The following is a 22,544-nucleotide window of genomic DNA, read 5'->3' on the forward strand; positions in this document are numbered from 1 at the left end:
TTCACGAGGCGATGCGCCCGTCGGCCATACGCACGATGCGGTCGGCGCGGGTGGCGAGACTCGGGTCGTGGGTGACCATGACCAAGGCGGCCCCGACCTCGGCGACCAGGTTGAACATCAGGTCGGCGACCGAGGCGGCGGTCGCGCCGTCCAGGTTGCCGGTCGGCTCATCGGCGAACAGCAGGGCAGGACGGGCGGCCAGGGCGCGGGCCAGGGCCACGCGCTGCTGCTCGCCGCCCGACAGCTGGTGCGGATAGTGGGTCAGGCGTCCGGACAGGCCCACGCGGCCCAGCCAGTCGCGAGCGGTGGGCAGGGCGTCGCGGGTCCCGGCGATCTCCAGCGGGGTGGCGACGTTCTCCTCGGCGGTCATGTTGGGCAGCAGGTGGAAGGACTGGAACACCAGCGCCGCCCGGCCGCGCCGCAGGCGGGCCCGGCCGTCCTCGTTCAGCTTGGACAGGTCCTGGCCGAACAGGCGCACCGTCCCGGCGGTCGGCTCCTCCAGCCCGGCCCCGACCGCGATCAGCGACGACTTGCCCGAGCCCGACGGACCGACCACGGCCACGCGCTCGCCGGCGTTCACCACCAGGTCGACGCCGCGCAGGATGTTCACGGGGCCGGCGGAGGAGGGCAGGGTCAGGGCGACGGCGTCTAGAACGAGAGGCGAGGCGTCGTCGGTCATGGTGTTTCCCGCAAGGCCGGTCCTTGTTCGGCCGGCAGCCTGACTACATAGGAAGGCATGACCCTGACCGCACAGCGTTTTCCAAGCCGTCGCCACATTTTGACGGGCTTGGGGCTATTGCCCCTCGCCGCCGCCGCGCCCAAGCCGCAAGTCGTCACCGTTTTGGGCGACTCGATCACGGCGGGCTTGGGCCTGCCGGCGCGCGAGGCCATGCCGGCCCAGCTGCAGGCGGCGCTGGGCAAGCTGGGCGTGTCGGCCGTGGTCCGGGCGGCCGGCGTCTCGGGCGACACCAGCGGCGGCGGGCTGGCGCGGGTCGGCTTCAGCGTCGCGGCCGACACCCGGGTCTGCGTCGTGGCGCTGGGCGGCAACGACCTGCTGCAAGGCGTCGAGCCGGCCCGGACCAAGGCCAATCTGCGCGGCGTCCTCCAGAAGCTTAAGAGCCGCGGCATCGGCGTGGTGCTGGTCGGCGTCGGCGCGCCGCCGGCCATCGGGGCGTCCTACGCCCGCGAGTTCAACGCCCTCTATCCCAGCCTGGCGCGGGAGTTCGGGGTTCCTCTGTACGCCAACATCCTGGCCGGGGTGGGTGGCCATTCGGCCCTGCTGCAGCGCGACGGCATCCATCCCAACGCCGTCGGGGCCAAGAAGATCGGCGAGGCCCTGGCCCCGGTCGTGGCCAAGGCCCTGAAGGGTCGGTGACAACCCGCGCCCGGGCCTGAAACCGCCTCAGGCCTGGATTGAGGCGTCTTGACTTGAGGTTATTTAAGGTTGAGCGTCCGGGCTTGTACTACGAACGCCAATGGGAGAGCGTGGCTTGGGTATTCGGGTGAGATCGTGGGCCGTGATGGCCGCTCTGGGGGTGCTGGCGGCGTCGAGTGCGCAGGCCGCCGACAACAACGCGGCCAAGGGCGCGGAAAAGCTGGCCAAGCTGCTCGAAGGGCGCACCGCCGGCGCGCCGGTCGACTGCATCGAGACGCGCAAGATCATCACCACCGAGATCTTCACCGGCACGGCCATCGTCTACCGCCTGCGCGGCAGCCAGACGCTTTATGTGAACACCCCCACGGTCGGCGCCGAGACGCTGAGCTCGAGCATCCAACTCCAGACGCAAGGCTCGCCGACCCTGTGCGCCCAGGCCCCGCTGCTGGGCATGGACAACGGCGGTCGCGGCGCGGGCCCCAGCTTCAACGGCGGCGTGACGCTCGGGACCTTCATCCCGTACGACAAGCCGTAGCCGGTATCTAAAAGTCCCGTCGCGCGGGTGGATGGGCCAGCGGCTTCAGATCGGGGTCCACCCACCAGCGGCGGGCCTCGACCGAGAACAGCCGCGCGCGCGACCAGTGGGTCAGCGGCCAGTCCTTGTCGCCCAGCGGCGTGGCCAGCAGCAGGGCGACGGCCTCGGCGTCGGACGTGCCGGGCGGCAGGCCCGCCTCGAAGGCGCGGATCGCGGCCAGATAGGCCTGGGTGATTGTCTCGTGATAGCCGGCCGTGTCGGTATTCTGGCCGCCGACCGCGACATTGTAGGTGCGGATCACCCACGGCAAGTCGCGCTCCAGGTTCGCGTCGCGCAGACGGACCAGGCGCAGGGTGGCCGTCAGGTGCGCGGCGTGGGTCCACTGATCCTTGGGCAGGCTGCGGTCCAGCAGCCCCTCGGCCAGGGCGGCGATCTGGGCGTCGGTGTAGCTCATGGGGTCGGGGTTTAGCGGAGTGTGGGCTGGGTGTGTAGCCGGAGGCCAGAATCCCTCTTTCAAAGCTCCAATGTCCGGTTTCGGGCGGCGGCCTGATTTCCGCTCCCGACCCAAGTCGGACGTAGCTCAGCAGTCTGTCAGGTACGACGGCTTAAGTTCAGGATAGGTGTCGATAATCGGAAGCATCAGGTCGGTGAAAATAAGACCGGCGATCTCACCTGTTGCGGCGCGGACCGTTCGCCTCGATGCCGGATCGGCGAGTGTCTCGCAGATTTTCATAATCTCGTTGATTGCCCACGTAGCCTTGACGCAGCTCGCCATCACGTCGGTCGCCTGATCTTGTGTCCACACCGACGGCGTCACGTCACTCATACTTGACCTCATGTATCGAGCTAGAAGCTAGGCCCGAGCTTGTCCGTTGAACGGACATCAACTTCAAGCGGTAAGGTCCGCTCCCCACCCCCTAGCCGACTGCGGGATGGTCCGCTCCGAGGCAGCGAGCGCCGAGATTTTCCCTCTCCCCCTGCGGGAGAGGGTGGCCGCCGGAGGCGGTCGGGTGAGGGGGCGCGCTGCGCTATCTGGACAGGCCTTTCGACCCCTCATCCGTCAGCTCCGCTGACACCTTCTCCCGCAGGGGGAGAAGGACGCCAGACGCCTCCGCCCACGACTCAGAATGCATTGCTCCAACGCACCTGCTCCGGCAGGGGCAGGCTGGCCTCGAACACCAGCCCCTCCGGCCGGAAGTCGAACCTGGCCTGGCCCTTCTGTTCGCGGCGGATCGAGCTTTCGATCAGGCGGGTGCCGAAGCCCGATTGCGTGGGCGGGGTCACGGGCGGGCCGCCGACGTCGCGCCAGGTGAAGAGCAGGTTGTCGGTGACCGGATCGCGCTTCCAGGTCAGCTCGACCCGGCCGCTGGCTGCGGACAGGGCGCCGTACTTGGCGCTGTTGGTGGCCAGTTCGTGGAACACCATGGAGAGGCCCACGGCGGTGTGCGGGGCCAGGGCCACCTCGGGGCCGGAACGGTCGACACGCTCGACGTGCGCGCCCAGGCTGGCCTCGATCAAGGCGGCCATGTCGGCCTCGCGCCAGCCGGTGCGGGTCAGCAGGTCATGGGCCCCCGAGAGCGCGATCAGCCGGTCGGTGAACACCTCGAGCGGCGCGCTTCCGTCCGCGGAATTCGGGGTCTTGGCGAAGGTCTGGCGGGCCAGGGCCTGGACCGTGGCCAGGGTGTTCTTCACCCGGTGATTCAGCTCGTTGATCATCACCCCCTGGCGCTCTTCGCGGGTCTTCAGCTCGTGGGAGGCCTGGCGCAGGGCGGCGTGGACGGCGGCGATCTCTTCCAGGCTGTCGGGATCGGCGGGCGGCAGGGTCTCGCCGCGACCGATGACGCGGGCGTCGGACACCAGGCGTCGGATCTCCTGGTTGATGCGTCGCGAATAGACCAGGGCCAGGGCGACGCCCAGCACCAGCAGCAGCAGGAAGACCCCGGTCCCCAGGGCCACGGCGCGGTTGACCGTGCTGGCCAGGTCCTCGCGCGGGATGGCCACCACCAGCGTCCAGCCGGTCTGGGGCGAGCGGGTATAGGCGACCCTGGTCGGCACGCCTTCCAGGGAGACGCTCTTGCTGACGCCTTCGGTCGAGTGGCGGAGGTTCTCCTCCATGTCCTTGGAGGCCAGGCGGCCGGTGAAGGTCTCGTTCCGCCGTGAGCGGGCGATCACCCGGCGGTGGTTGTCCAGCACGGTGGCGACCCAGCGGTCGGGCACCCGCTGCTGCCGGAACACCGAGGCGAACGAGGCCGCGTCGACCACGTAGGACAGGACATAGAACTTGCCCTTGACCACGATCGGCGTCCCGACCGTGATCACCGGCTTGCCGGCGACGGGGCCGTCCAGCAGGTCCGAGACCTTGCTGCGCCCGGCCGAGAAGGCGGCGGCCTCCTCGCGGGTGCGCTTGATGCGGGGCAGGGACGCGCCATAGGGCTTGAGCGTGTTGACCACCTGCTGGCCGTTCTGGTCGGCGACCACGATCCAGCCGGCGCGGCGCTCGGTGGCGCGCAGGGCGCGGGCGTGGAAGGCGGCCCAATCGCCGTTGATCAGGGCCTGGTCGGTGGCCAGGGTCTCGGCCACCGAGACGCCCACCGCCGCCTGGCGGTCGACGGCGCCGCTCAGGGCCCGGGCGGTGGTGACCAGCTGCTGGTAGAGCTGTCCGCGCGACTCGCGGTCGGCGCTGGCCAGCAGGAAACCCATCGACAGCAGGGCCGGAACCAGCAGGCTGATGGTCAGGAGCACCAGCCGGCCGCGAACCGAGCTGGCGCGACGCCGACGCCTGAAGCCTCGCTGATCCCGGTCTTGCATGCCTGGGCCGGCCCGCCATGACGAGCGCCTCGCCGCTCTTCGAACCTGTATAGCGAAGCGAGTCGCGCCCGGCGTCTCAAAAATCGGAGGTCTCGGTTAAAGCGCGTCAGGCAAAAGTGTGAGCGGTTTTGCCGCCCGGACGCGCTTCAAGACCTTAAGACTAGAGCCTTCCCATGAAGGCTCTAGCGCCTGGCGGTATCCCAGAGCGGGGTTTGTGCGTTATGAACAGCGCCATGAAGAACCTGCCCAATATCCTGACCGGCTCGCGCCTCGTGATGGCGCTGTTCATGTTCGTCGCCCTGGCGGCCGCGGCGGGGGCCGTGCCGTATCTGAGCGAGACCCTGACGGCGGACGCCCAGCTGCGGCTGGAGCGCTGGGCCTTCTATGCCTTCGTGGTCGCCTCGGTGACCGACTTCTTCGACGGCTGGCTGGCGCGCAAGCTGGACGCGGTCAGCGTCTGGGGCGCGATCCTCGACCCGATCGGCGACAAGATCCTGGTCTGCGGCGCCCTGCTGGGCCTGATGGCCCTGGGCCCCAACGCCATGGTCGTGCTGCCGGCCGGCCTGATCCTGTTCCGCGAGTTCGCGGTCAGCGCCCTGCGCGAGGTCGGCGCCGGCAAGGGCGTCAAGCTGCCGGTGACCCTGCTGGCCAAGTGGAAGACGACCTTGCAACTGGTGGCCATCGGCGCGGAGCTGATCCTGGCCAGCTGGGGCGCGTTCGGCCTGCCGCCTGAGCCGAGTGTCATGGGCGGCTTCACGATCGTGGCCCACGGCCTGCTGTGGCTTGCGACCCTGGTGACCCTGATCACCGGCGCGCAATACTGGGAAGCGGCGCGCAAGGCGCTGGTCTAGGGGCCTAAGCGCCCCCTCCGTCACGTCGCCTATCGGCGCCGCGCCACCTCCCCCGCGGGCGGGGGAGGAGAGGGAGCGTCTTCTCCTCACCCGTGAAACGGGGGAGGTGGATCGCTGCGAATACGCAGCGAGACGGAGGGGGCGCTGAACCATCTTCGGCCTTGCCCCGTTCCCCCCCAAGCACAGCTTCGGGGAACTCCACACGTGACACTGCACCAAGGCCTCGCGTTCGCTCTGATCGCGGGCACCATCGCCGCGTTCGTCTGGGGACGGTGGCGCTATGACCTGATCGCCCTGGGCGCGCTGGCGGTCGGCATGGCCATCGGCCTGATCCCGGTGAAGGACGCCTTCGACGGCTTCGCCAACGACATCGTCATCATCATCGCCAGCGCCTTGGTGCTGAGCGCGGCCGTCGCCCGCTCGGGGATCGTCGACCTGGTCATGGCCCCTCTGCTGCCCAGGCTGAAGGACGAGCGCACCCAGGTGCCCGTGCTGGCCGGGACGACGGCGGTGCTGTCGATGGCCACCAAGAACGTCGGCGCCCTGGCCCTGATGATGCCCAGCGCCTTGCAGATCGCCCGCCGCACCGGCGTGTCGCCCGGACGCCTGCTGATGCCGATGAGCTTCGGCTCGCTGGTCGGCGGGCTGGCGGTGCTGGTCGGCACCTCACCCAACATCATCGTCTCGGAGGTGCGCCAGGAGGCCCTGGGCCAGCCGTTCCGGATGTTCGACTTCTTCCCGGTCGGCGGCATACTGACGGTCATCGCCATCGCCTATCTGACCTTCGCCTACCGGCTGCTGCCGCGCGACCGCAAGGCGGCTATCGACGTGGACGCGGCCCTGGCGGCCAGCGCCTATGTCACCGAGGTCGAGGTCCCCGAGGGTTGGAGCTTCCACGCCGGCAGCGTCGGCGCCCTGAAGAAGGCCGCCGAGGGCGCGGTCTTCGTGGTCGCCATCCTGCGCGGACGCAAGCGCATCGAGTCCCCGCACGCCAACCAAAAGATCCTTGCCGGCGACGTCCTGCTGCTGGAAGGCGAGCAGCAGGAGCTGAACCAGCTGATCGTCGCGGCCAAGCTGCGTCTGCGCGACGCCGATCGGCCGGTTGCCATGAACGAACCGACCGAGGAGGTCCGCGTGGTCGAGGCGGTGATCGGTGGGGAGAGCGACCTGATCGGCCAGTCGGCCCGCAGCGTCACGCTCAGCCACACCCACGGCGTCAACCTGCTGGGCGTGTCGCGAAGCGGCCACCGCATGGCCGGCCGCCTGGCGACTATCCGCCTGAAGGCCGGCGACATCCTGGTGCTGCAGGGCGCCGAGCAGTCGCTGCCGGGCGCCTTGCAGGCCCTGGGTCTTCTGCCGCTCGCCGAGCGCGAGGTGCGCCTGGGCGGGGTGCGGCACGCGGTGATGCCGGTGGCGATCCTGGCGGTGGCCATGGCCCTAGTGGCCACGGGCGTCGTCCCCGTCGCGGCCGGCTTCTTCGGCGCGGCGGTGCTGGTGGTGGCCGTCGGCGCCTTGCGGATGCGCGAGGCCTATGCCGCCCTCGAGGCGCCGGTGCTGGTGCTGGTCGCGGCCCTGATCCCGGTCAGCGACACGGTGCAGAAGACCGGCGGCGCCGACCTGATCTCGGCCTGGCTGTCGGGCGCCTTCCACGGCCTGCCGCCGATCGCCACCCTGACGGCGATGATGGCCGTGGCCATGGCTGCTACGCCGTTCCTGAACAACGCCGCCACGGTGCTGATCGCCGCCCCGATCGGCATGGGCGTGGCCCAGCGCCTGGGCCTGTCGCCCGACCCGTTCCTGATGGCCGTGGCGGTCGGGGCGGGCTGCGACTTCCTCACGCCGGTCGGCCACCAGTGCAACACCCTGGTCCTGGGGCCGGGCGGCTACCGGTTCGGCGACTACGCCCGGCTGGGCGCGCCGCTGACCGTCCTGATCCTGCTGATCGCGCCGTGGCTGATCGCCTGGATCTGGCCGTTCGCGACGTAGGGCGCGGGGAAAGACTCTCCTCCCCCGCGATGCGGGGGAGGTGGCCCAGAGGGCCGGAGGGGGCTAGCTGGATCGAGGCCGCATTAGCCCCCTCAGTCACTCCGTGACAGCTCCCCCGCATCGCGGGGGAGCATCCACTGTTCCAGCGCCTCATGCCTCTCAGGCTCGGGCGTCCCGTCCAGCGGCGCTAACCGCTCTTCCGGCTCCCGCTCGGCCCGCATCATCGACGCCAGCCAGCTGGCGCCTGTCTCCCGCAGAACCATCGTCGTCTCCTCGCGATGATGTTCTTGAGAATGAATTGCAATTACGAGTCCCGCAAGGCCGATTTCGCGCTGATGGCGGTCTTGGAGCGGGCGGCGCGCCTGCGCGAGTCCTCGCGCTCCAGCGGCGTCATCACCTCGGCCACCTGGCGGCGCTGGGCGGGGGTGCCGGTGACGTCCAGCCGCCGGGCGTTGGACAGCAGGGTCTTGAGCTCGGTGTCGCTGAGGGTGGGAATCTTCTCGATCAGGGTCATGCCAAGCTCCGGAGGTCGGGCGAACGGTAGGGCCCGCCTGACGAGGCAACGCTTGAAGCCCAACTGGGGTCCGGGATTCCCGTTAAGTAGACCGGAAATTCCGGCCTTGATTTCTGAAATAAAATCGCCGATCATGAGCTATCGAATTCGCTGCCGCTCGGCCTGCTATTCCTTGCTCCCGTGGTGGAGCGCCGGACGCGCCTTCCGAACTTCCAACGAAATTTGATCGTCGATCGGGACGTTTTCGGCCGACGAACACACTTGTCTACAAGGATACTCACCATGGCTACTGGCACCGTGAAGTGGTTCAATTCCACCAAGGGCTTTGGCTTCATTCAGCCGGACAACGGCGGCGCGGACATCTTCGTGCACATCTCGGCCGTCGAACGTGCGGGCCTCGGCTCGCTGAACGAAGGTCAGAAGATCTCGTTCGAGCCGGAAGTCGACCGCCGCAGCGGCAAGACCTCGGCCGGCCAACTGCAAGCGGTCTAATCGACCCTCGCAGTCGGACCCACGGGTTCAACGGAACAGGCCAGCGCTTGCGCTGGCCTGTTTTCGTTTGGGGATTGGCTGGAGTCAGCGCCCCCTCCGTCGCGATACGTATTCGCATCGCGCCACCTCCCCCGTTTCACGGGTGAGGAGAAGCAGCTGTACTCCTCCTGCCCCGCTTGCGGGGGAGGTGGCGCGGCGCCGATAGGCGACGTGACGGAGGGGGCGCTCGCGCTTGAGCCCCCTTGACGCCGCCCCGCTGTGCAGCTTTCCAATCTCCGATGGCCAGGCTTCTCGCCCTTCTCTTCGCCGTGCTGACCCTGGCCGCCTGCGGTTCGCTGCCGCGCGACCGGTTCACGGTCAACGACCTGGCGGGCGAGGCGCCGCAGGGGCTGGCCGACATCCGCTTCAACGCCAGCGACGCCGACGCCAGCATCCGCTTCGCCGACGCCGCCCGCACGCGTCGCGCCCATCAGAAGACCTTCGACGTCCTGGCCATTTCGGGCGGCGGCTCGAACGGGGCCTACGGGGCCGGCGTGCTGGTGGGCTGGACCAAGACCGGCCAGCGACCCGAATTCGACATCGTCACTGGCGTCTCGACCGGCGCCCTGACCGCGCCCTTCGCCTTCCTGGGTCCCGACTGGGACCGTCGCCTGACCGAGGCCTATACCAGCGGGGCCGCCGCCAAGATCCTGGAGCGGCGAGGCATCGACCTGCTGTTCCGGCCGGGCTTCTACGACACCAAGGCGCTGCGCGGCCTGGTGGAGAAATATGTGGACCCGCCGATGCTCTACGCGATCACCATGGAGCAGGCCAAGGGCCGGCGCCTGCTGATCGCCACCACCAATCTCGACACCGAGGAGACGGTGATCTGGGACATGGGGGCCATCGCCGCGCGTGGCGACGAGGCCTCGCTGAAGCTGTTCCAGGACGTGCTGGTGGCCTCGGCCAGCATCCCCGGCGTCTTTCCGCCGACCCTGATCCAGGTCGAGGGCAAGGGCCGGCGGCTGTCGGAGATGCATGTCGACGGCAGCGTGACGATCCCGTTCTTCGTGGCCCCGGAGTCGCTGTTGCTGTGGACCGCGCCCAAGACCGGCGAGGCGCGGCCGGGACGGATCCGGGTGATCGTCAACGGCAAGGTCGGCGGCGCCTTCGGCTTCACCAAGGGCGGCACCCTGTCGGTGGTCGGCCGCTCGTGGCTGACCATGAGCAAGGCCCTGCTGCGCACCCATCTGACCGCCAGCGCCGCCTTCGCCCGGCGCAACGGCGGCGGGCTGGTCTATGCGGCCATTCCCGACGACGCGGCGGTCGACACCTCGGGCCTGGATTTCAGCGCCGACAATCGCCTGACCCTGTTCGAGCTGGGCCGCCGGCGGGCCGAGATGGATGTCGCCTGGACCGAACCGGCGATCCCCGAGGCCGCGACGCCGACCGCTCCCGTCGCCGCCGCGCCGTCAGGGGCGGCGCGCCTTGCGCCGTCTCGTCCTGTGGGCTGATCCGAGACGCGCTCCTTGGCCTCGCGCCCGTCGCTCCGCGCGGCCGCCGACGGGGACGAAATGGCGCGAACCCCGTTCGCTGGGAACCCGTCAGGCTTCATGCCTAAGTTCCGGGGTTGCGCGGGACCGACTCCGTCTCTAAACGGGCGGCTTAACCTGCAAGATGGTCGACAGCGGGCGCGCGGATGTGCGCGACCGTGTCTTTGCGCGAGTTAGCCATGCCCAAGAGAACAGACCTTTCCTCGATCCTGATCATCGGCGCGGGCCCGATCGTCATCGGTCAGGCCTGTGAGTTTGACTATTCGGGCGTCCAGGCCTGCAAGGCGCTGCGCGCCGAGGGCTATCGCATCATCCTGGTCAATTCGAACCCGGCCACGATCATGACCGATCCGGACGTGGCGGACGCGACCTATATCGAGCCGATCACCCCGGAGATGGTCGCCAAGATCATCGAGAAGGAGCGCCCCGACGCGCTTCTCCCGACCATGGGCGGCCAGACCGCTCTGAACACCGCCCTGGCCCTGGAAGCCGACGGCACGCTCGCCAAGTACGGCGTCGAGATGATCGGCGCCAAGGCCGAGGTCATCGACAAGGCCGAGGACCGCCAGAAGTTCCGCGACGCCATGGACAAGCTGGGTCTCGAGAGCCCCAAGTCCAAGGCCGCCCACAACATGGACGAGGCCCGCGAAGGCCTGGCCTTCGTCGGCCTGCCGGCGATCATCCGTCCGTCGTTCACCCTGGCCGGCACCGGCGGCGGCATCGCCTATAATGTCGAGGAGTTCGAGGAGATCGTCGAACGGGGCCTGGACCTGTCGCCGACCACCGAAGTCCTGATCGAAGAGAGCGTTCTGGGCTGGAAGGAATACGAGATGGAAGTGGTCCGCGACACGGCGGACAACTGCATCATCGTCTGCTCGATCGAGAACATCGACCCGATGGGCGTCCACACCGGCGACTCGATCACCGTCGCCCCGGCCCTGACCCTGACGGACAAGGAATATCAGTGGATGCGCGCGGCCTCGATCGCCGTGCTGCGCGAGATCGGCGTCGAGACCGGCGGCTCGAACGTCCAGTTCGCCCTGAACCCGGCTGACGGCCGCATGGTTGTCATCGAGATGAACCCGCGCGTGTCGCGCTCGTCCGCCCTGGCCTCGAAGGCCACCGGTTTCCCGATCGCCAAGGTCGCCGCCCGCCTGGCCGTCGGCTACACCCTGGATGAGCTGAAGAACGACATCACCGGCGGTGCGACCCCGGCCTCGTTCGAGCCCAGCATCGACTACGTCGTCACCAAGATCCCGCGCTTCGCCTTCGAGAAGTATCCGGGTTCGGAGCCCCTGCTGACCACGGCCATGAAGTCGGTCGGCGAGGTCATGGCCATCGGCCGCACCTTCAAGGAAAGCGTCCAGAAGGCCCTGCGCGGCCTGGAGACCGGCCTGTCGGGCTTCGATGAAGTCGAGATCCACGGCGCCGACGATCCCGACACCGGCAAGGCCGCGGTGATCCGCGCCCTGGGCACGCCCACCCCCGACCGCCTGCGCGTCATCGCCCAGGCCTTCCGCCACGGCCTGACCGTGGACGAGGTCAACGCCGCCTGTTCCTACGAGCCGTGGTTCCTGCGCCAGATCGCCGAGCTGATCCGCCAGGAAGGCTGGGTCCGCGCCGGCGGCCTGCCCAAGGACGCCGCCGGCTTCCGCGCCCTGAAGGCCCAAGGCTTCTCCGACGCCCGCCTGGCCAAGCTGACCGGTCAGACCGAGAGCGCCGTGCGCAGCCTGCGCCAGGAGCTGAGCGTCCGCCCGGTCTTCAAGCGCATCGACAGCTGCGCCGGCGAGTTCCTGGCCAGTACGCCCTACATGTACTCGACCTATGAGACCGGCGCCCTGGGCCAGATCCCCGAGTGCGAGAGCGATCCGTCCGACCGCAAGAAGGCGGTGATCCTGGGCGGTGGTCCCAACCGGATCGGCCAGGGCATCGAGTTCGACTACTGCTGCTGCCACGCGGCCTTCGCGCTCGACGCCATCGGCATCGAGTCGATCATGGTCAACTGCAACCCCGAGACCGTCTCGACCGACTACGACACCTCAGACCGCCTCTACTTCGAGCCGCTGACGGCCGAGGACGTGCTGGAGCTGCTCCACGTCGAGATGAGCAAGGGCACGCTGGCCGGCGTCATCGTCCAGTTCGGCGGCCAGACCCCGCTGAAGCTGGCCCATGCGCTGGAAGAGGCCGGCATCCCGATCCTGGGCACCAGCCCGGACGCCATCGACCTGGCCGAGGATCGCGAACGCTTCCAGCAGCTGCTGAACGGCCTGAACATCGCCCAGCCGGAAAACGCCATCGCCCGCACCTGGGACGAGGCCCGCGCCGCTGGCGAGGAGATCGGCTTCCCGTTCGTGATGCGTCCGTCCTACGTGCTGGGCGGCCGGGGCATGGAGATCATCCGCGATCACGAGCACCTGGAACGCTACATCGCCAACACCGGTGAGATCTCGTTCGAGCACCCGATCCTGCTGGACCACTATCTGAGCCGCGCCACCGAGGTCGACGTCGACGCCCTGTGCGACGGCAAGGACGTGTTCGTGGCCGGCGTGCTGGAGCACATCGAGGAAGCCGGCGTCCACTCGGGCGACAGCGCCTGCTCGATGCCGCCCTTCTCGCTGAAGGCCGAGACCATCGAGGAGCTGAAGCGCCAGACGGTGCAGATGGCCCTGGCGCTGAACGTCCGTGGCCTGATGAACGTGCAGTTCGCCATCGAGGAGCCGCACTCGGCCAATCCGCGCATCTATGTGCTGGAAGTGAACCCGCGCGCCTCGCGCACCGTGCCGTTCGTGGCCAAGACCATCGGCCAGCCGGTCGCCGCCATCGCCGCCAAGATCATGGCCGGCGAGACGCTGGCCAGCTTCGGCCTGGTCGACAAACCGTACGACCACATCGCGGTCAAGGAAGCGGTCTTCCCGTTCGCCCGCTTCGCCGGCGTCGACACGGTGCTGGGCCCGGAAATGCGCTCGACCGGCGAGGTCATGGGCCTGGACTGGAAGCGTGAGGGCGAGGCCGACATGGCCCCCGCCTTCGCCCGCGCCTTCGCCAAGAGCCAGCTGGGCGGCGGCGTGAAGCTGCCGCGCAAGGGCACGGCCTTCGTCTCGGTCAAGGAAAGCGACAAGCCCTGGATCGTCGAGCCGGTGAAGCTGCTGCAAGCGGCCGGCTTCACGGTGCTGTCGACCGAGGGCACGCGCGCCTATCTGGCGACCCAGGGCGTCAAGGTCGACCACGTGAAGAAGGTCCTGGAAGGCCGTCCCAACATCGTCGACGTGATGAAGAACGGCGGCGTCCAGCTGGTGTTCAACACCACCGAGGGCAAGCAGGCCCTGGAAGACAGCTTCGACATCCGCCGCACCGCGCTGATGATGAAGGTGCCGTACTACACGACCTCGGCCGGGGCCCTGGCGGCGGCGCAAGCCATCGCCGTGGCGCCTGAAGAGGTCTTGGACGTGCGCCCGCTGCAGAGCTACGCTTGACGCTGAAAGGCCCTCTTCCTTAGCGGGAGAGGGCCTTTGTGTTTCCGGGGGCGACGCGCTCCGGGTGGCGAGACGAGGGGGAGGCCTTAGGCCGCCCGCAGACGCTCAAGGATCAGCGGATAGAGGTCCTGGTTGCTGGCCAGGATCGACTTGCCGGCGACCACGTCGTGGTCGTTGTCGTCGATCGTGGTGACCTTGCCGCCTGACTCCTGGACCATCAGCACGCCGGCGGCGACGTCCCACGCATTGAGGTTGCGCTCCCAATAGCCGTCGAAGCGACCGGCGGCGACCCAGGCCAGATCCAGGGCGGCGGCGCCGAAGCGACGGACGCCGGCGACCTTCTGGCTGACCTGGTGCAGCTCCTTCAGGAACTGGCCGTGGCCCGGCTTGCCGGCGAACGGCACGCCCGTGGCCAGGACGCTTTCGTCCAGGTTCCGGCGGGCGGCGACGCGGAGGCGCTTCTCGGCGCCCAGGAACGCGCCCTTGCCCTTTTCGACCCAGAACAGGTCGTTGGTGATCGGGTTGTAGGTCACGCCGGCCACGACGCCTTCGCCCTCGCGCTGCAGGGCGATGTTGACCGCGAAGTGCGGGATGGCGTGCATGAAGTTGGTAGTGCCGTCCAGCGGGTCGACGATCCAGGTGTGGGTCTTGTCGGTGCCCTCGATCATGCCGCGCTCTTCGCCCAGGAAGCCGTAGCCCGGGCGGGCCTTGGTCAGGATCTCGAACAGGGTCTGTTCGGCCTTGAGGTCGGCATTGGTGACGAAGTCGGCCGCGCCCTTCTTGGAGACCTGCAGTTCCGTGACTTCACCGAAGTCGCGGGCCAGGCCGCGGGCGGCCTTCCGGGCCGCGTCGATCATGACGTTCAGAAGGGCGGAAGGCGTAGCCAAGGCGTGTAATCCTCATGGAATGCCGTCGACGCCCGCCGGAAGGTCCGGCGGCGGAGCGGTAGGTCGACGGTGTGAAAGAACGGGCGCGGAACCTAGTCGTCCACAGGCGCGATGGCAAGATGGGAGCCGAAGCTGTCATCCCGGGTCGACGCTGCGCTCCGCCCGGGATGACAAGCGATGGATCGCTTAAGGCAGCTCCACCTTCGGCAGGGTGTCCTTGGTCTCGCAGAGCAGCTTGCCGGCCTTGCCGACGGCGCCGGAGATGTCTTCGATCTTGGCTTCCTTGCGCCAGCCCTTGGGCAGGCCCTTGGAGCCGTCGAAGTCCATGCCCAGGTCCATCCACTTGTCGACAGCGCAGTCCAGCGCGAAGACCAGGATCGGACCCTTGCTGGCGGGCCAGTTCTTGTAGGGGCCGTTGGGCTTGCCCTCGGCGACGCGGGTCACGATCAGCCCGGTGGCCTGGTCCACGCGGGTGAAGTCCGCGTCGTAATAGGACTTGGTGTCTCCCGGCGCCTGCTTCCAGGTCTCGGTAGTCGCAGCCGTGGCAAGCGCCAGGACCGTTACGCTAAGCAAACACAACTTGAGTCGCTTCATGAGCGTCCTCCCCCGTTTATCGTTGTTCGCTGCGGGGGAAGCTATGCCGTTGTGCGGCGCGTCACAAGGGAACGCCGTTATTTCGCCTTATTCGCCGGTGGCGGCCGATCTGGCGCTCAAGCCCTCGGCGATGGCGGCGTTCAGCGCGGCGACGGCCGCGTCGGGACCTTCGGGATAGGCCCAGACCCCGGCCGAGACGGCCAGGAAGTCCGCGCCGGCCGTGGCCAGGGGCGCGGCGTTGGCTGCGGTGATGCCGCCGATGGCCACGCATGGGATCTCCATCGTCTCCTGCCAGATGGTCAGGATCTCCGGCTCGGCGATGGTGGGGGCGTCCTTGGTCGTGGTCGGGAAGAAAGCCCCGAAGGCGACGTAGTCGGCGCCGCCCTCCGACGCCTCCATGGCCAGGTGGCGGCTGTCGTGGCAGGTGACGCCGACCATCCGCTGGCCCATCAGCTTGCGCGCGTCCTTCAGGGCCATGTCCGACTGGCCGACATGGACGCCGTCGACCGGTAGGCGAGCGGCGAGGTCGGGGCGGTCGTTGAGGATCACGGCGACGTCGTGGGCCAGGGCGATCGGGGCCAGGGCCTCGACGGCGGCGGCGATCACGTCGTCCGGGGCGTCTTTCAGGCGGATCTGCAGGGCGGCGACATCGCCGCCGTCCAGGGCCTTGGCCAGCTGGCGGCCGAAGCCGGCGAGGTCGGTCAGGGCGGGCGGGGTGATCAGGTAAAGGCGGCAGGCGGCGGTCATAGCGGGGGGACATAGCACGAGCGCCCCCTCCGTCACGATGCGTATCCGCATCGCGCCACCTCCCCCGCTTCGCAAGGGAGGAGGAACAGCGTCTCCTCACCCGTGAAACGGGGGAGGTGGATCGACGCGAAGCGGCGAGACGGAGGGGGCGCTGCCCCGCGACGCCGCGCCGCTGCTAGCCAGAGTGAGAGTCAGTTGCAAAAGGCTCTGAGAGTCGCTAATTGAGAATGACACTCAATCGGGTAGGGCGTTCTGTCTTGTACGTCTGCAATTGTAACGGCATCCGCGAGCGCGAAGTGCGCGCCGCCATCGACGCTGGCGCGACGCGCCCGGCGGATATCTTCCGTCACAAGGGCTGCCAGGCCCAGTGCGCCAAGTGCGTCTGCGAGATGCGCCAGATGATCCAGGACAATCGCGAAGCCCTGGCTTTCGCTGCGGAATAACCTCCGAAGCGGGAGCAAAATCAGCGCTCGCGCGGATTTCTGTGAGAGCGCGAGACACTCGCACACATTCAGGTTGAAGCCCCTTTCGGCTTGCCCCAGGTTCCGCCCGAACACGTGACTCTCAAGGAGGCCGCCATGCAGGGCGATCCCGGCATCATCCGACTGCTCAACGCGGTGCTCACCAACGAGCTGACGGCGGTCAACCAGTACTTCCTGCACGCGCGGATGTACGACAACTGGGGCTTCAAGCGCCTCGGCAAGATCACCTACGACGAATCGATCGGCGAGATGAAGCACGCCGACAAGCTGATCAACCGCATCCTGTTCCTGGAAGGGCTCCCGAACCTCCAGGACCTGCACAAGCTGAAGATCGGCGAGACCGTGCCCGAATGCCTGGCCAGCGATCTGGCCGTGGAGGTCGGCGGCCGCGAGACCCTGATCCCCGGCATCATCCAGTGCGAACAGGCCCGCGACTATGTCAGCCGCGAGCTGCTGCGCGAGATCCTCAGCGACACCGAGGAGCATATCGACTTCCTCGAGATGCAGCTGGGCCTGGTCAAGGCGCTGGGCGAGCAGAACTACCTGCAGTCGGCGGTCGGCGAACTGCCGGCCTAAGTCGCTGTTCGCCTTCGGGTCTGCGACGACAATCGGTCGCACGAGGCCCGAAGGCGTTTTAGCTGGCGCGCGGCGCGGATCAGGCCATCATGGGCCAGAGGTCCCGGTCGCGCTGGAACCAAGGTTCAGCTGGGCTGTTTGACCTTGCGAGTTCACGAGGGAGTCCCGCCATGCATATCGCCAACGGAAAGTCGCGCGAGCGCGCCTTGGCTGGACGCGAGGCGTTCGAGCTGGATCGGCGGGAAGGCCACCATCCCGCAGCGCAGATCGCTGTCGGCGCGGCCCTGGCCGGCGGCGCGATCATCGCGGCCATCGTCATGGGGCGCCGCCACGAGCAGGTGCTGGACGACGAGATGTACGCCGTCGAGTTCGCCGAGATGCACGAGCCGGTCGCCCATCAACCCAAGCCGTTGACCAGCCTGCTGCTGCCGCCGCTGTTCATCGCCATGACCCTGTCGGGCCTGCGCACCTGGAACGCGCCGGCCAGCCCCGCCCGCACCCGCGCCCTGACGATCTGGAGCCTGGTGCAGGGCTTCAACGCCCTGTGGCTGGGCCTGGGCGCCAAGCGCCTGGACGGCCAGCTGGGCGCGGCCACGGCCTCGCTGACGGCCTCGGCGGCCTATGCCATCGAGGCCCGCAAGGTCGGCGGCGGCGTCGCCCCGGACTTCGGCTGGCTCGGCATCGCCAACGCCCTGACCTCACAGCTGTGGCGTCGGCCCGTGCCGCGCATGCCCACCATCCATTGACGGCCGGCTACGCGCTGCTCGCCGGCGCGATCTTCCTGATCGAGGTCGTGATCGCGCTTTGGTGGCGTGACGGCTTCGTGCGGCCGTATCTTGGCGACGTCCTGGCGGTGGTCCTGGTCTATCTGGCGCTTCGTGCGACCACGCGTCTGGACAAGATCGGCGCGGCGGGCGTCGCTTTCGCCATCGCGGTGGCCATTGAGTTGGGCCAGCTCATCCATGTGCTGGACGCCGTGGGCCTGGCCGGAAATCGCCTGGCCCGCGTGGTGCTGGGCGGCGTCTTCGATCCTGCCGACTTGCTCTGCTACCTGGTCGGCGCGGTCGTGGCCCTGGTCCTCGACCTGGCCTGGCTCAAGCGATCTTCAGCACCCGGTCCAGGCTGAACCGGCCGCCGCCGCGCGCGATCAGGAACAGCAGCAGGGCGGCCCACGACAGGTGGGTCGGCCAGGCGTCGGGATAGACGAAGATCTCGATCACCGCCGTCATGCCCAGGAAGGCCAGCGCGGAGAGCCGGGTGAACAGGCCCAGCACCAGCAGGATCGAGAACAGGTGCTCCGAATAGGTCGCCGCGTGCGCCGCCACATCCGGCGACAGCAGCGGCACGTGGTACTCGGTCTCGAACAGGGAATAGGTGCTGTCCTTGATGTGCAGCAGCCCGTCGACCTTGGTGCGGCCCGATTGGAAGAAGATCGCCGCGACGCCGAGGCGGGCGACGAGGGTCAGGATGTCCTCGGGCAGAACCTTGCCGGCGATCCGGGCGAAAGCGTCGAAGGGGGCGCGGAGAGCAGCGGTCATTGGTCGATGTCCATGAAGGCGCCGTCGGCGATCAGGCCGGCGAACAGCGGCGCGAGGTCGGCGGCGGGATGAGTTGTCAGGACGCGCTCGGCGGCCTGGGCGGTCGTCTGGCCTTCGCGACAGGCGCGGAGGAACTCGGTTTCGGCCTCGCCGATCACCTGATGCCGGACCGCGCCGTGGGGGCGGACGCAGAGCAGCGCTTCGGGCTGGTCGGAGAGCTCAAGCTCGTCATGGCCCGCGCGGGCCGCTGCCCACAGGCTGGGCAGGCCGGCCTCGAACGCGGCGAAGCGGACGCTGGGATGCAGGGCCAGGCGCGTCTCGGCCAGGGTCTCGGGCGCCAGCGCGGCCAGCGTCTCGGCGGTCAGGACCGGCGCCTCGGCGGCGAACAGGGCCTCGGTCCACAGGCGGTCCAGATGGGCGACGCCGACCAGATAGGGCAGGTCCTGGGCCGGCGGGAAGCGTCCCAGCCAGGCGGGAAAGGCCTCGCCATAGTCCTGTAGGGCCGCGCCAGTCGGCGGCGCCGCGCGGGCGAAGACGGCGGCGGCGGCGCGGAACCAGTCCTCGCCGACCATCGACAGCACGGTCGGAAAGTTGGCGGCCAGAGCGTCGACGCAGCCCTTGGCGATGGTGTTGCGATAGACCGACAGCCCCGCCTCGCCGGCGCCGGGCGCGAGCCAGGGCGACAGGGCCGAACGCTCGCCGGCCAGCGCCGCGACGAAGGCGTCCTGGAAGTCCAGCAGCTCAGGCATGAACGGGCTCCAGGACAGGCGCCAGCATCGCGGCGGCGCGGTCGCGCTCGGTCATCAGCGTCGCGAAGTCGGGGATGTCGTCGTCGCGCTCGATCAGGGTCGGGCGCGGGCCGATGCGGTCGATCAGGCGGCGATAGAGCGCCCAGACGGGCTCGGCTACCGGCGCGCCGTGGGTGTCGATCAGCAGGTCGGAGCCGCCTTCATCGGCGCCGTGGCCGGCCAGGTGGATCTCGCCGATCGCCTCGGCGGGCAGGGCGTCCAGATAGGTCTCGGCGCGATAGCCGAGGTTGCTGGCGCTGACGAAGACGTTGTTGACGTCGACCAGGAGGCCGCAACCGGTTTTGGCGACCAGGGCCTTCAGGAAGTCGACCTCATCCAGGTCGTGGCCGGTCAGGGGCAGGTAGAGCGAGGGGTTCTCGATCAGCACGATGCGCTCAAGGGCGTCCTGCATTCGGCCGATATTGTCGGCGATGCGGGCGAGGGCGGCGCGGGTGCGGGGAAAGGGCAGGAGGTCGGGCTGGTGCTGGCCTCGGTGCGTCGACCAGGCCAGGTGCTCGGAGACCACGAACGGCTCGAACCGATCGACCAGGCGCTTGAGGGCGGCCAGGTGCGCGACGTCCGGATCGGCGTCGGCGGCCAGGGACAGGCCCACGCCGTGCAGCGACAGCGGCCGGCGCGCGCGGATGGCCTCCAGCGCCGAAAGGCGCGGCCCGCCTGCCGACATGTAGTTCTCGGGATGGACCTCGAACCACAGGCCCTGCGCCTCGCACGCGAGCGCGTCGGCATAGTGCTGGGGCTTGAGGCCGAGGCCGGCGGTGGGGGTCATGGTTGTCATTCAACAAAACCCGATCTTCCCGGCGAAGGCCGGGAAGATCGGAAGAAGAGGGATCAGGCCTTCGGGGTCAGCGAGCCCATGCCGTTCGGGGTCTTCATGGTGACGCACGAGCCCTTGGCGACGTGCTTCCAGGCGTCGCCCTGGTAGTCGACCTTCGAGGTGCCGGCGCACGAGGTGCCCGCGCCCGCCTTGCAGTCATTCTGGCCGGCCTTGGCCACGCCGTAGCACTTTTCCATTTCGACCTTGGCGCCGCTCTTCATGTGCTCGTCGGCGGCGGAGGCCATCGAGACGCCGGCCGAGAGGGCGAGGACGGCGGCGAGGGCGGCGGTGGTGGCGGTGCGGTTCATGGGGTTTCTCCTTGGTGCGTTCTTCGGGAAGACTTGGGATCGTTGCGGCCGAAGCGGCGTGTCGTCGCCCGGTCAGTGGGGAATACGAAGCCTCGGCGGTGAAGGTTACACTGTTCGCCCAACAAAATTTCGGCGCGGCGTTTTCCACCCGTTCCGGCGCGGCGCGACACCGTGTAACCATCGGCCCTTCCCGCGCGAATAGGGGTGTGCGTGACGGATACCGAGACCCGTTTGAAGGCGCTGATGCTGCGCGGGCTGGACGGCGACGCCGCCGCCTATCGCGAGTGTCTGGCCGTTCTTGGCGTCCGGCTGCGCGCCTATTTCGCGCGACGGATGTCCGGCGCGCCCGGCGATGTGGAGGATCTTGTGCAGGAGACGTTGCTGGCGGTGCATCTGAAGCGGTCGACGTGGGACTCGTCCCAGTCGTTCACCGCCTGGGCGCATGCGGTGGCGCGCTACAAGCTGATCGACCACTGGCGCCGGCGAAAGGTCCGCCAGACCCTGCCGATCGAGGACCACATCGAATTCCTGGCCGCCGACGAGCCTGATCCGGGCGTCGGGCTTGAGCTGGACCGCGCCCTCGCCACCCTGCCCGACAAGCAGCGGATTCTCGTCTCCGACGTCAAGCTGACCGGCCTGTCCCTGGCCGAGGCCGGCGCGAAGGCGGGCATGACCGAAGGGGCGGCCAAGGTCGCCCTGCACCGGGCGCTGAAGGCCCTGGCCGAAAGGATGCGCCGTGCGAACGGATGATCTGATCGACGCCCTGGCCTCGGACACGGGTCCGACGCGCGCCCCGCCGAAGCGGTTGGCCACGGTCGGCGGCCTGGGCGCCCTGGCGGCCCTGCTGCTGGTGCTGGGCTGGCTGCACACGCGCCACGACCTGATGCCCGCCATGCGCGGCGGCATGTTCTGGATGAAGGCGCTCTACACCGCCCTGCTGGGCCTGGCGGGCTACCTGGCCGTCGAGCGGCTGGCGAGGCCGACCGGATCGGGCCGGCGGGGCTGGATCCTGGGCCTGTCGGTGCTGGCGGTCTTCGTGGTCGCGGGCCTGGTCCAGGCGATGATGAGCCCCGACATCCAGATGGCGCTGCGGATGCTGCGCGGCGGGTCCTGGCACGTCTGCAGCCGCAACATCCTGGTGCTGGGCCTGCCGATGCTGGCCCTGGGCCTGTGGGCCGTGCGCGGCATGGCGCCGACCCGGCCGACCCTGGCGGGCCTGGCGACCGGGCTGTTCGCGGGTGGGGTGGCGGCGACGGTCTACGGCCTGCACTGCCCGGAGAACACCTTCACCTTCGTGGCGCTGTGGTACAGCCTCGGGGTTCTGGCCCTGGCCGCCCTCGGCGCGATTATCGGGCGTTGGGCGCTGCGCTGGTAGGCAAGGGCGGCCTTGACGGCCTATCCTGAGGTTTAGCGAAAATAAGTTTCGCGTCGTCGCCTTCCGGTCGATTGACAAACCATCGTTCCCCCACTGAAGTGCTGGCGTTTTCGCGAATGAGACGCGATAAGCGTTCCGCCATACGGCTCTTTGGGGAGAGGCGCGTGACCATCGACGACACCGTCGTCTCCCTGAAGGATGGGGGGGCGCCCATCTGGTCGGCCGCGACCCTGCCGTGGCGCCTGGTCGAGGTCGCCGCCGCCGGCGCCTTGACGGGCGTGCTGATCATCCTGACCTGGCTGGACGTGCGTCCGGACCTGCCGGTGGCCGCCGCCCAACCCTTCTTCTGGATCAAGGCCGCCTATCCCGCGGCGGCGGCCGGCTGCGCCATGGTCGCGGCCACGCGGATGGCGCGCTGCAGGTCGGGCGGCGTCTGGGCCCTGGCCGGCGCGGGCGCCGTGGCCTGCGCCATGCTGATCGCCGCCGTCCTCCAGACTCTCGGCATGAGCGGCGCTGCGCTGGCGGCTCTCTATTGGCCGAACGCCGCCGTCTGCCTCGGCAATATACTGGTCATCGCCGCGCCGATGCTGGCCCTGGTCGCGGCGGGTCTGCGCGATGTCGACCTGGAGCGGCCCGCGCCCACTGGCTTCGCCTGCGGCCTGTTTTGCGGGGGCGTCGCGGCGACGGTCAACGGCTTGCACTGCTGGCAGGGAACCTACGCCTTCGTGGGGCCCTGGTTCACCCTGGCCATGCTGCTCTGCGGCGCGGTCGGAGCCGGCGCCATCAAGCTGCTGGCCCGCCGCCGCCGCTTTCTCGCCGCGGCGGAGTAGCCGGCACGAAAAAGGCCT

26 protein-coding genes are annotated in these 22,544 nt (G+C 68.9%); 14 read left to right on the forward strand and 12 right to left on the reverse strand.

The genetic code is table 11. The features are described 5' to 3' along the window. Window position 1: 1 nt before the first annotated feature. Entirely contained in the window at window positions 2-679 is a 678-nt protein-coding gene (locus tag CSW62_RS04270; protein ID WP_099575942.1) for an ABC transporter ATP-binding protein, read from the reverse strand. 57 nt (window positions 680-736) lie between these two features. Between CSW62_RS04270 and CSW62_RS04275 the strand changes: the two genes are divergently transcribed. Continuing rightward, complete coding sequence (locus CSW62_RS04275; RefSeq protein WP_099575943.1) at window positions 737-1,375, forward strand: arylesterase; 639 nt, start codon at window positions 737-739, stop codon at window positions 1,373-1,375. Between the two features lie 142 nt (window positions 1,376-1,517). Beyond that, complete coding sequence (locus CSW62_RS04280) at window positions 1,518-1,910, forward strand: hypothetical protein (RefSeq protein WP_143324328.1); 393 nt, start codon at window positions 1,518-1,520, stop codon at window positions 1,908-1,910. Window positions 1,911-1,917: 7 nt separating this feature from the next. Here CSW62_RS04280 and CSW62_RS04285 read toward each other — a convergent pair whose 3' ends face one another. The 3 genes from CSW62_RS04285 to CSW62_RS04295 form a co-directional block, all read right to left on the reverse strand. After that, window positions 1,918-2,364 (reverse strand): hypothetical protein, encoded by a 447-nt coding sequence (locus CSW62_RS04285; RefSeq protein WP_099575945.1) that lies wholly within the window; start codon window positions 2,362-2,364, stop codon window positions 1,918-1,920. A 126-nt stretch (window positions 2,365-2,490) separates the two neighbouring features. Next, window positions 2,491-2,736: a hypothetical protein gene (locus tag CSW62_RS04290; protein ID WP_099575946.1), complete on the reverse strand. Its 246-nt coding sequence runs from the start codon at window positions 2,734-2,736 to the stop codon at window positions 2,491-2,493. A 296-nt stretch (window positions 2,737-3,032) separates the two neighbouring features. Next, entirely contained in the window at window positions 3,033-4,718 is a 1,686-nt protein-coding gene (locus CSW62_RS04295; RefSeq protein WP_099575947.1) for a sensor histidine kinase, read from the reverse strand. A gap of 233 nt (window positions 4,719-4,951) precedes the next feature. Here CSW62_RS04295 and pgsA point away from each other — a divergent pair, with 233 nt between their 5' ends. Together pgsA and CSW62_RS04305 are read left to right on the forward strand one after the other, a co-directional pair. Continuing rightward, window positions 4,952-5,569 (forward strand): CDP-diacylglycerol--glycerol-3-phosphate 3-phosphatidyltransferase, encoded by a 618-nt coding sequence (pgsA, locus tag CSW62_RS04300; RefSeq protein WP_099582169.1) that lies wholly within the window; start codon window positions 4,952-4,954, stop codon window positions 5,567-5,569. 204 nt (window positions 5,570-5,773) lie between these two features. Continuing rightward, on the forward strand, window positions 5,774-7,555 hold the full coding sequence (locus CSW62_RS04305; protein ID WP_099575948.1) for an SLC13 family permease: 1,782 nt from the start codon (window positions 5,774-5,776) through the stop codon (window positions 7,553-7,555). 304 nt (window positions 7,556-7,859) lie between these two features. Here CSW62_RS04305 and CSW62_RS04320 read toward each other — a convergent pair whose 3' ends face one another. Next, entirely contained in the window at window positions 7,860-8,069 is a 210-nt protein-coding gene (locus tag CSW62_RS04320) for a hypothetical protein (RefSeq protein ID WP_099575949.1), read from the reverse strand. 282 nt (window positions 8,070-8,351) lie between these two features. Between CSW62_RS04320 and CSW62_RS04325 the strand changes: the two genes are divergently transcribed. The 3 genes from CSW62_RS04325 (at window position 8,352) to carB (ending at window position 13,566) form a co-directional block, all read left to right on the forward strand. Further along, window positions 8,352-8,561, forward strand: coding sequence for a cold-shock protein (locus tag CSW62_RS04325; RefSeq protein WP_099575950.1), 210 nt, complete (start codon window positions 8,352-8,354; stop codon window positions 8,559-8,561). 278 nt (window positions 8,562-8,839) lie between these two features. Further along, complete coding sequence (locus tag CSW62_RS04335) at window positions 8,840-10,054, forward strand: patatin-like phospholipase family protein (protein WP_099575952.1); 1,215 nt, start codon at window positions 8,840-8,842, stop codon at window positions 10,052-10,054. 218 nt (window positions 10,055-10,272) lie between these two features. Continuing rightward, entirely contained in the window at window positions 10,273-13,566 is a 3,294-nt protein-coding gene (gene carB / locus CSW62_RS04340; protein WP_099575953.1) for a carbamoyl-phosphate synthase large subunit, read from the forward strand. Between the two features lie 86 nt (window positions 13,567-13,652). Here carB and CSW62_RS04345 read toward each other — a convergent pair whose 3' ends face one another. From CSW62_RS04345 to thiE, 3 genes are all read right to left on the reverse strand, one after another. Continuing rightward, window positions 13,653-14,453: an inositol monophosphatase family protein gene (locus tag CSW62_RS04345; protein ID WP_199170513.1), complete on the reverse strand. Its 801-nt coding sequence runs from the start codon at window positions 14,451-14,453 to the stop codon at window positions 13,653-13,655. 186 nt (window positions 14,454-14,639) lie between these two features. Next, complete coding sequence (locus CSW62_RS04350) at window positions 14,640-15,047, reverse strand: hypothetical protein (RefSeq protein WP_099575955.1); 408 nt, start codon at window positions 15,045-15,047, stop codon at window positions 14,640-14,642. An 87-nt stretch (window positions 15,048-15,134) separates the two neighbouring features. Further along, window positions 15,135-15,794 (reverse strand): thiamine phosphate synthase, encoded by a 660-nt coding sequence (gene thiE, locus CSW62_RS04355; RefSeq protein ID WP_099575956.1) that lies wholly within the window; start codon window positions 15,792-15,794, stop codon window positions 15,135-15,137. A gap of 257 nt (window positions 15,795-16,051) precedes the next feature. On the opposite strand from thiE, the gene CSW62_RS04360 reads away from it, so the two are divergent. From CSW62_RS04360 to CSW62_RS04375, 4 genes are all read left to right on the forward strand, one after another. After that, window positions 16,052-16,237: a bacterioferritin-associated ferredoxin gene (locus CSW62_RS04360; protein WP_099575957.1), complete on the forward strand. Its 186-nt coding sequence runs from the start codon at window positions 16,052-16,054 to the stop codon at window positions 16,235-16,237. A gap of 135 nt (window positions 16,238-16,372) precedes the next feature. Continuing rightward, window positions 16,373-16,852 (forward strand): bacterioferritin, encoded by a 480-nt coding sequence (gene bfr / locus CSW62_RS04365; protein ID WP_099575958.1) that lies wholly within the window; start codon window positions 16,373-16,375, stop codon window positions 16,850-16,852. 170 nt (window positions 16,853-17,022) lie between these two features. Further along, window positions 17,023-17,598, forward strand: coding sequence for a tryptophan-rich sensory protein (locus tag CSW62_RS04370; RefSeq protein WP_099575959.1), 576 nt, complete (start codon window positions 17,023-17,025; stop codon window positions 17,596-17,598). Then, window positions 17,595-17,978 (forward strand): DUF2809 domain-containing protein, encoded by a 384-nt coding sequence (locus CSW62_RS04375; protein WP_099575960.1) that lies wholly within the window; start codon window positions 17,595-17,597, stop codon window positions 17,976-17,978. Before CSW62_RS04370 ends, CSW62_RS04375 begins: the two co-directional genes overlap by 4 nt. On the opposite strand, the gene CSW62_RS04380 is transcribed toward CSW62_RS04375, so the two are convergent. From CSW62_RS04380 to CSW62_RS04395, 4 genes are all read right to left on the reverse strand, one after another. After that, the gene (locus CSW62_RS04380; RefSeq protein WP_099575961.1) at window positions 17,947-18,390 is read right to left on the reverse strand and encodes a DoxX family protein; all 444 of its coding nucleotides are present in this window, start codon (window positions 18,388-18,390) and stop codon (window positions 17,947-17,949) included. The genes CSW62_RS04375 and CSW62_RS04380 overlap by 32 nt on opposite strands. Continuing rightward, window positions 18,387-19,139, reverse strand: coding sequence for a DNA-binding domain-containing protein (locus CSW62_RS04385; protein WP_099575962.1), 753 nt, complete (start codon window positions 19,137-19,139; stop codon window positions 18,387-18,389). Before CSW62_RS04385 ends, CSW62_RS04380 begins: the two co-directional genes overlap by 4 nt. After that, window positions 19,132-19,965, reverse strand: a complete 834-nt coding sequence (locus tag CSW62_RS04390) for a DUF692 domain-containing protein (RefSeq protein WP_099575963.1) — start codon at window positions 19,963-19,965, stop codon at window positions 19,132-19,134. The genes CSW62_RS04385 and CSW62_RS04390 overlap by 8 nt, the downstream gene beginning before the upstream one ends. Window positions 19,966-20,027: 62 nt before the next feature. Then, window positions 20,028-20,321, reverse strand: coding sequence for a DUF2282 domain-containing protein (locus CSW62_RS04395; protein ID WP_099575964.1), 294 nt, complete (start codon window positions 20,319-20,321; stop codon window positions 20,028-20,030). A 210-nt stretch (window positions 20,322-20,531) separates the two neighbouring features. On the opposite strand from CSW62_RS04395, the gene CSW62_RS04400 reads away from it, so the two are divergent. The 3 genes from CSW62_RS04400 to CSW62_RS04410 all read left to right on the forward strand — a co-directional run bounded on the left by CSW62_RS04400 (window position 20,532) and on the right by CSW62_RS04410 (window position 22,526). Then, window positions 20,532-21,071 carry a sigma-70 family RNA polymerase sigma factor gene (locus tag CSW62_RS04400; RefSeq protein ID WP_099582170.1) on the forward strand — a complete coding sequence of 180 codons (540 nt, stop codon included), beginning with the start codon at window positions 20,532-20,534 and terminating at the stop codon, window positions 21,069-21,071. Continuing rightward, a complete protein-coding gene (gene nrsF / locus CSW62_RS04405) occupies window positions 21,058-21,696 on the forward strand; it encodes an anti-sigma-F factor NrsF (protein ID WP_099575965.1) in 639 nt (212 codons plus the stop codon). The genes CSW62_RS04400 and nrsF overlap by 14 nt, the downstream gene beginning before the upstream one ends. A gap of 164 nt (window positions 21,697-21,860) precedes the next feature. Further along, window positions 21,861-22,526: a DUF1109 domain-containing protein gene (locus CSW62_RS04410; protein WP_158235383.1), complete on the forward strand. Its 666-nt coding sequence runs from the start codon at window positions 21,861-21,863 to the stop codon at window positions 22,524-22,526. Window positions 22,527-22,544: the final 18 nt, after the last annotated feature.

Source organism: Caulobacter sp. FWC2 (genome assembly GCF_002742625.1).
Taxonomy (GTDB): Bacteria; Pseudomonadota; Alphaproteobacteria; order Caulobacterales; family Caulobacteraceae; genus Caulobacter.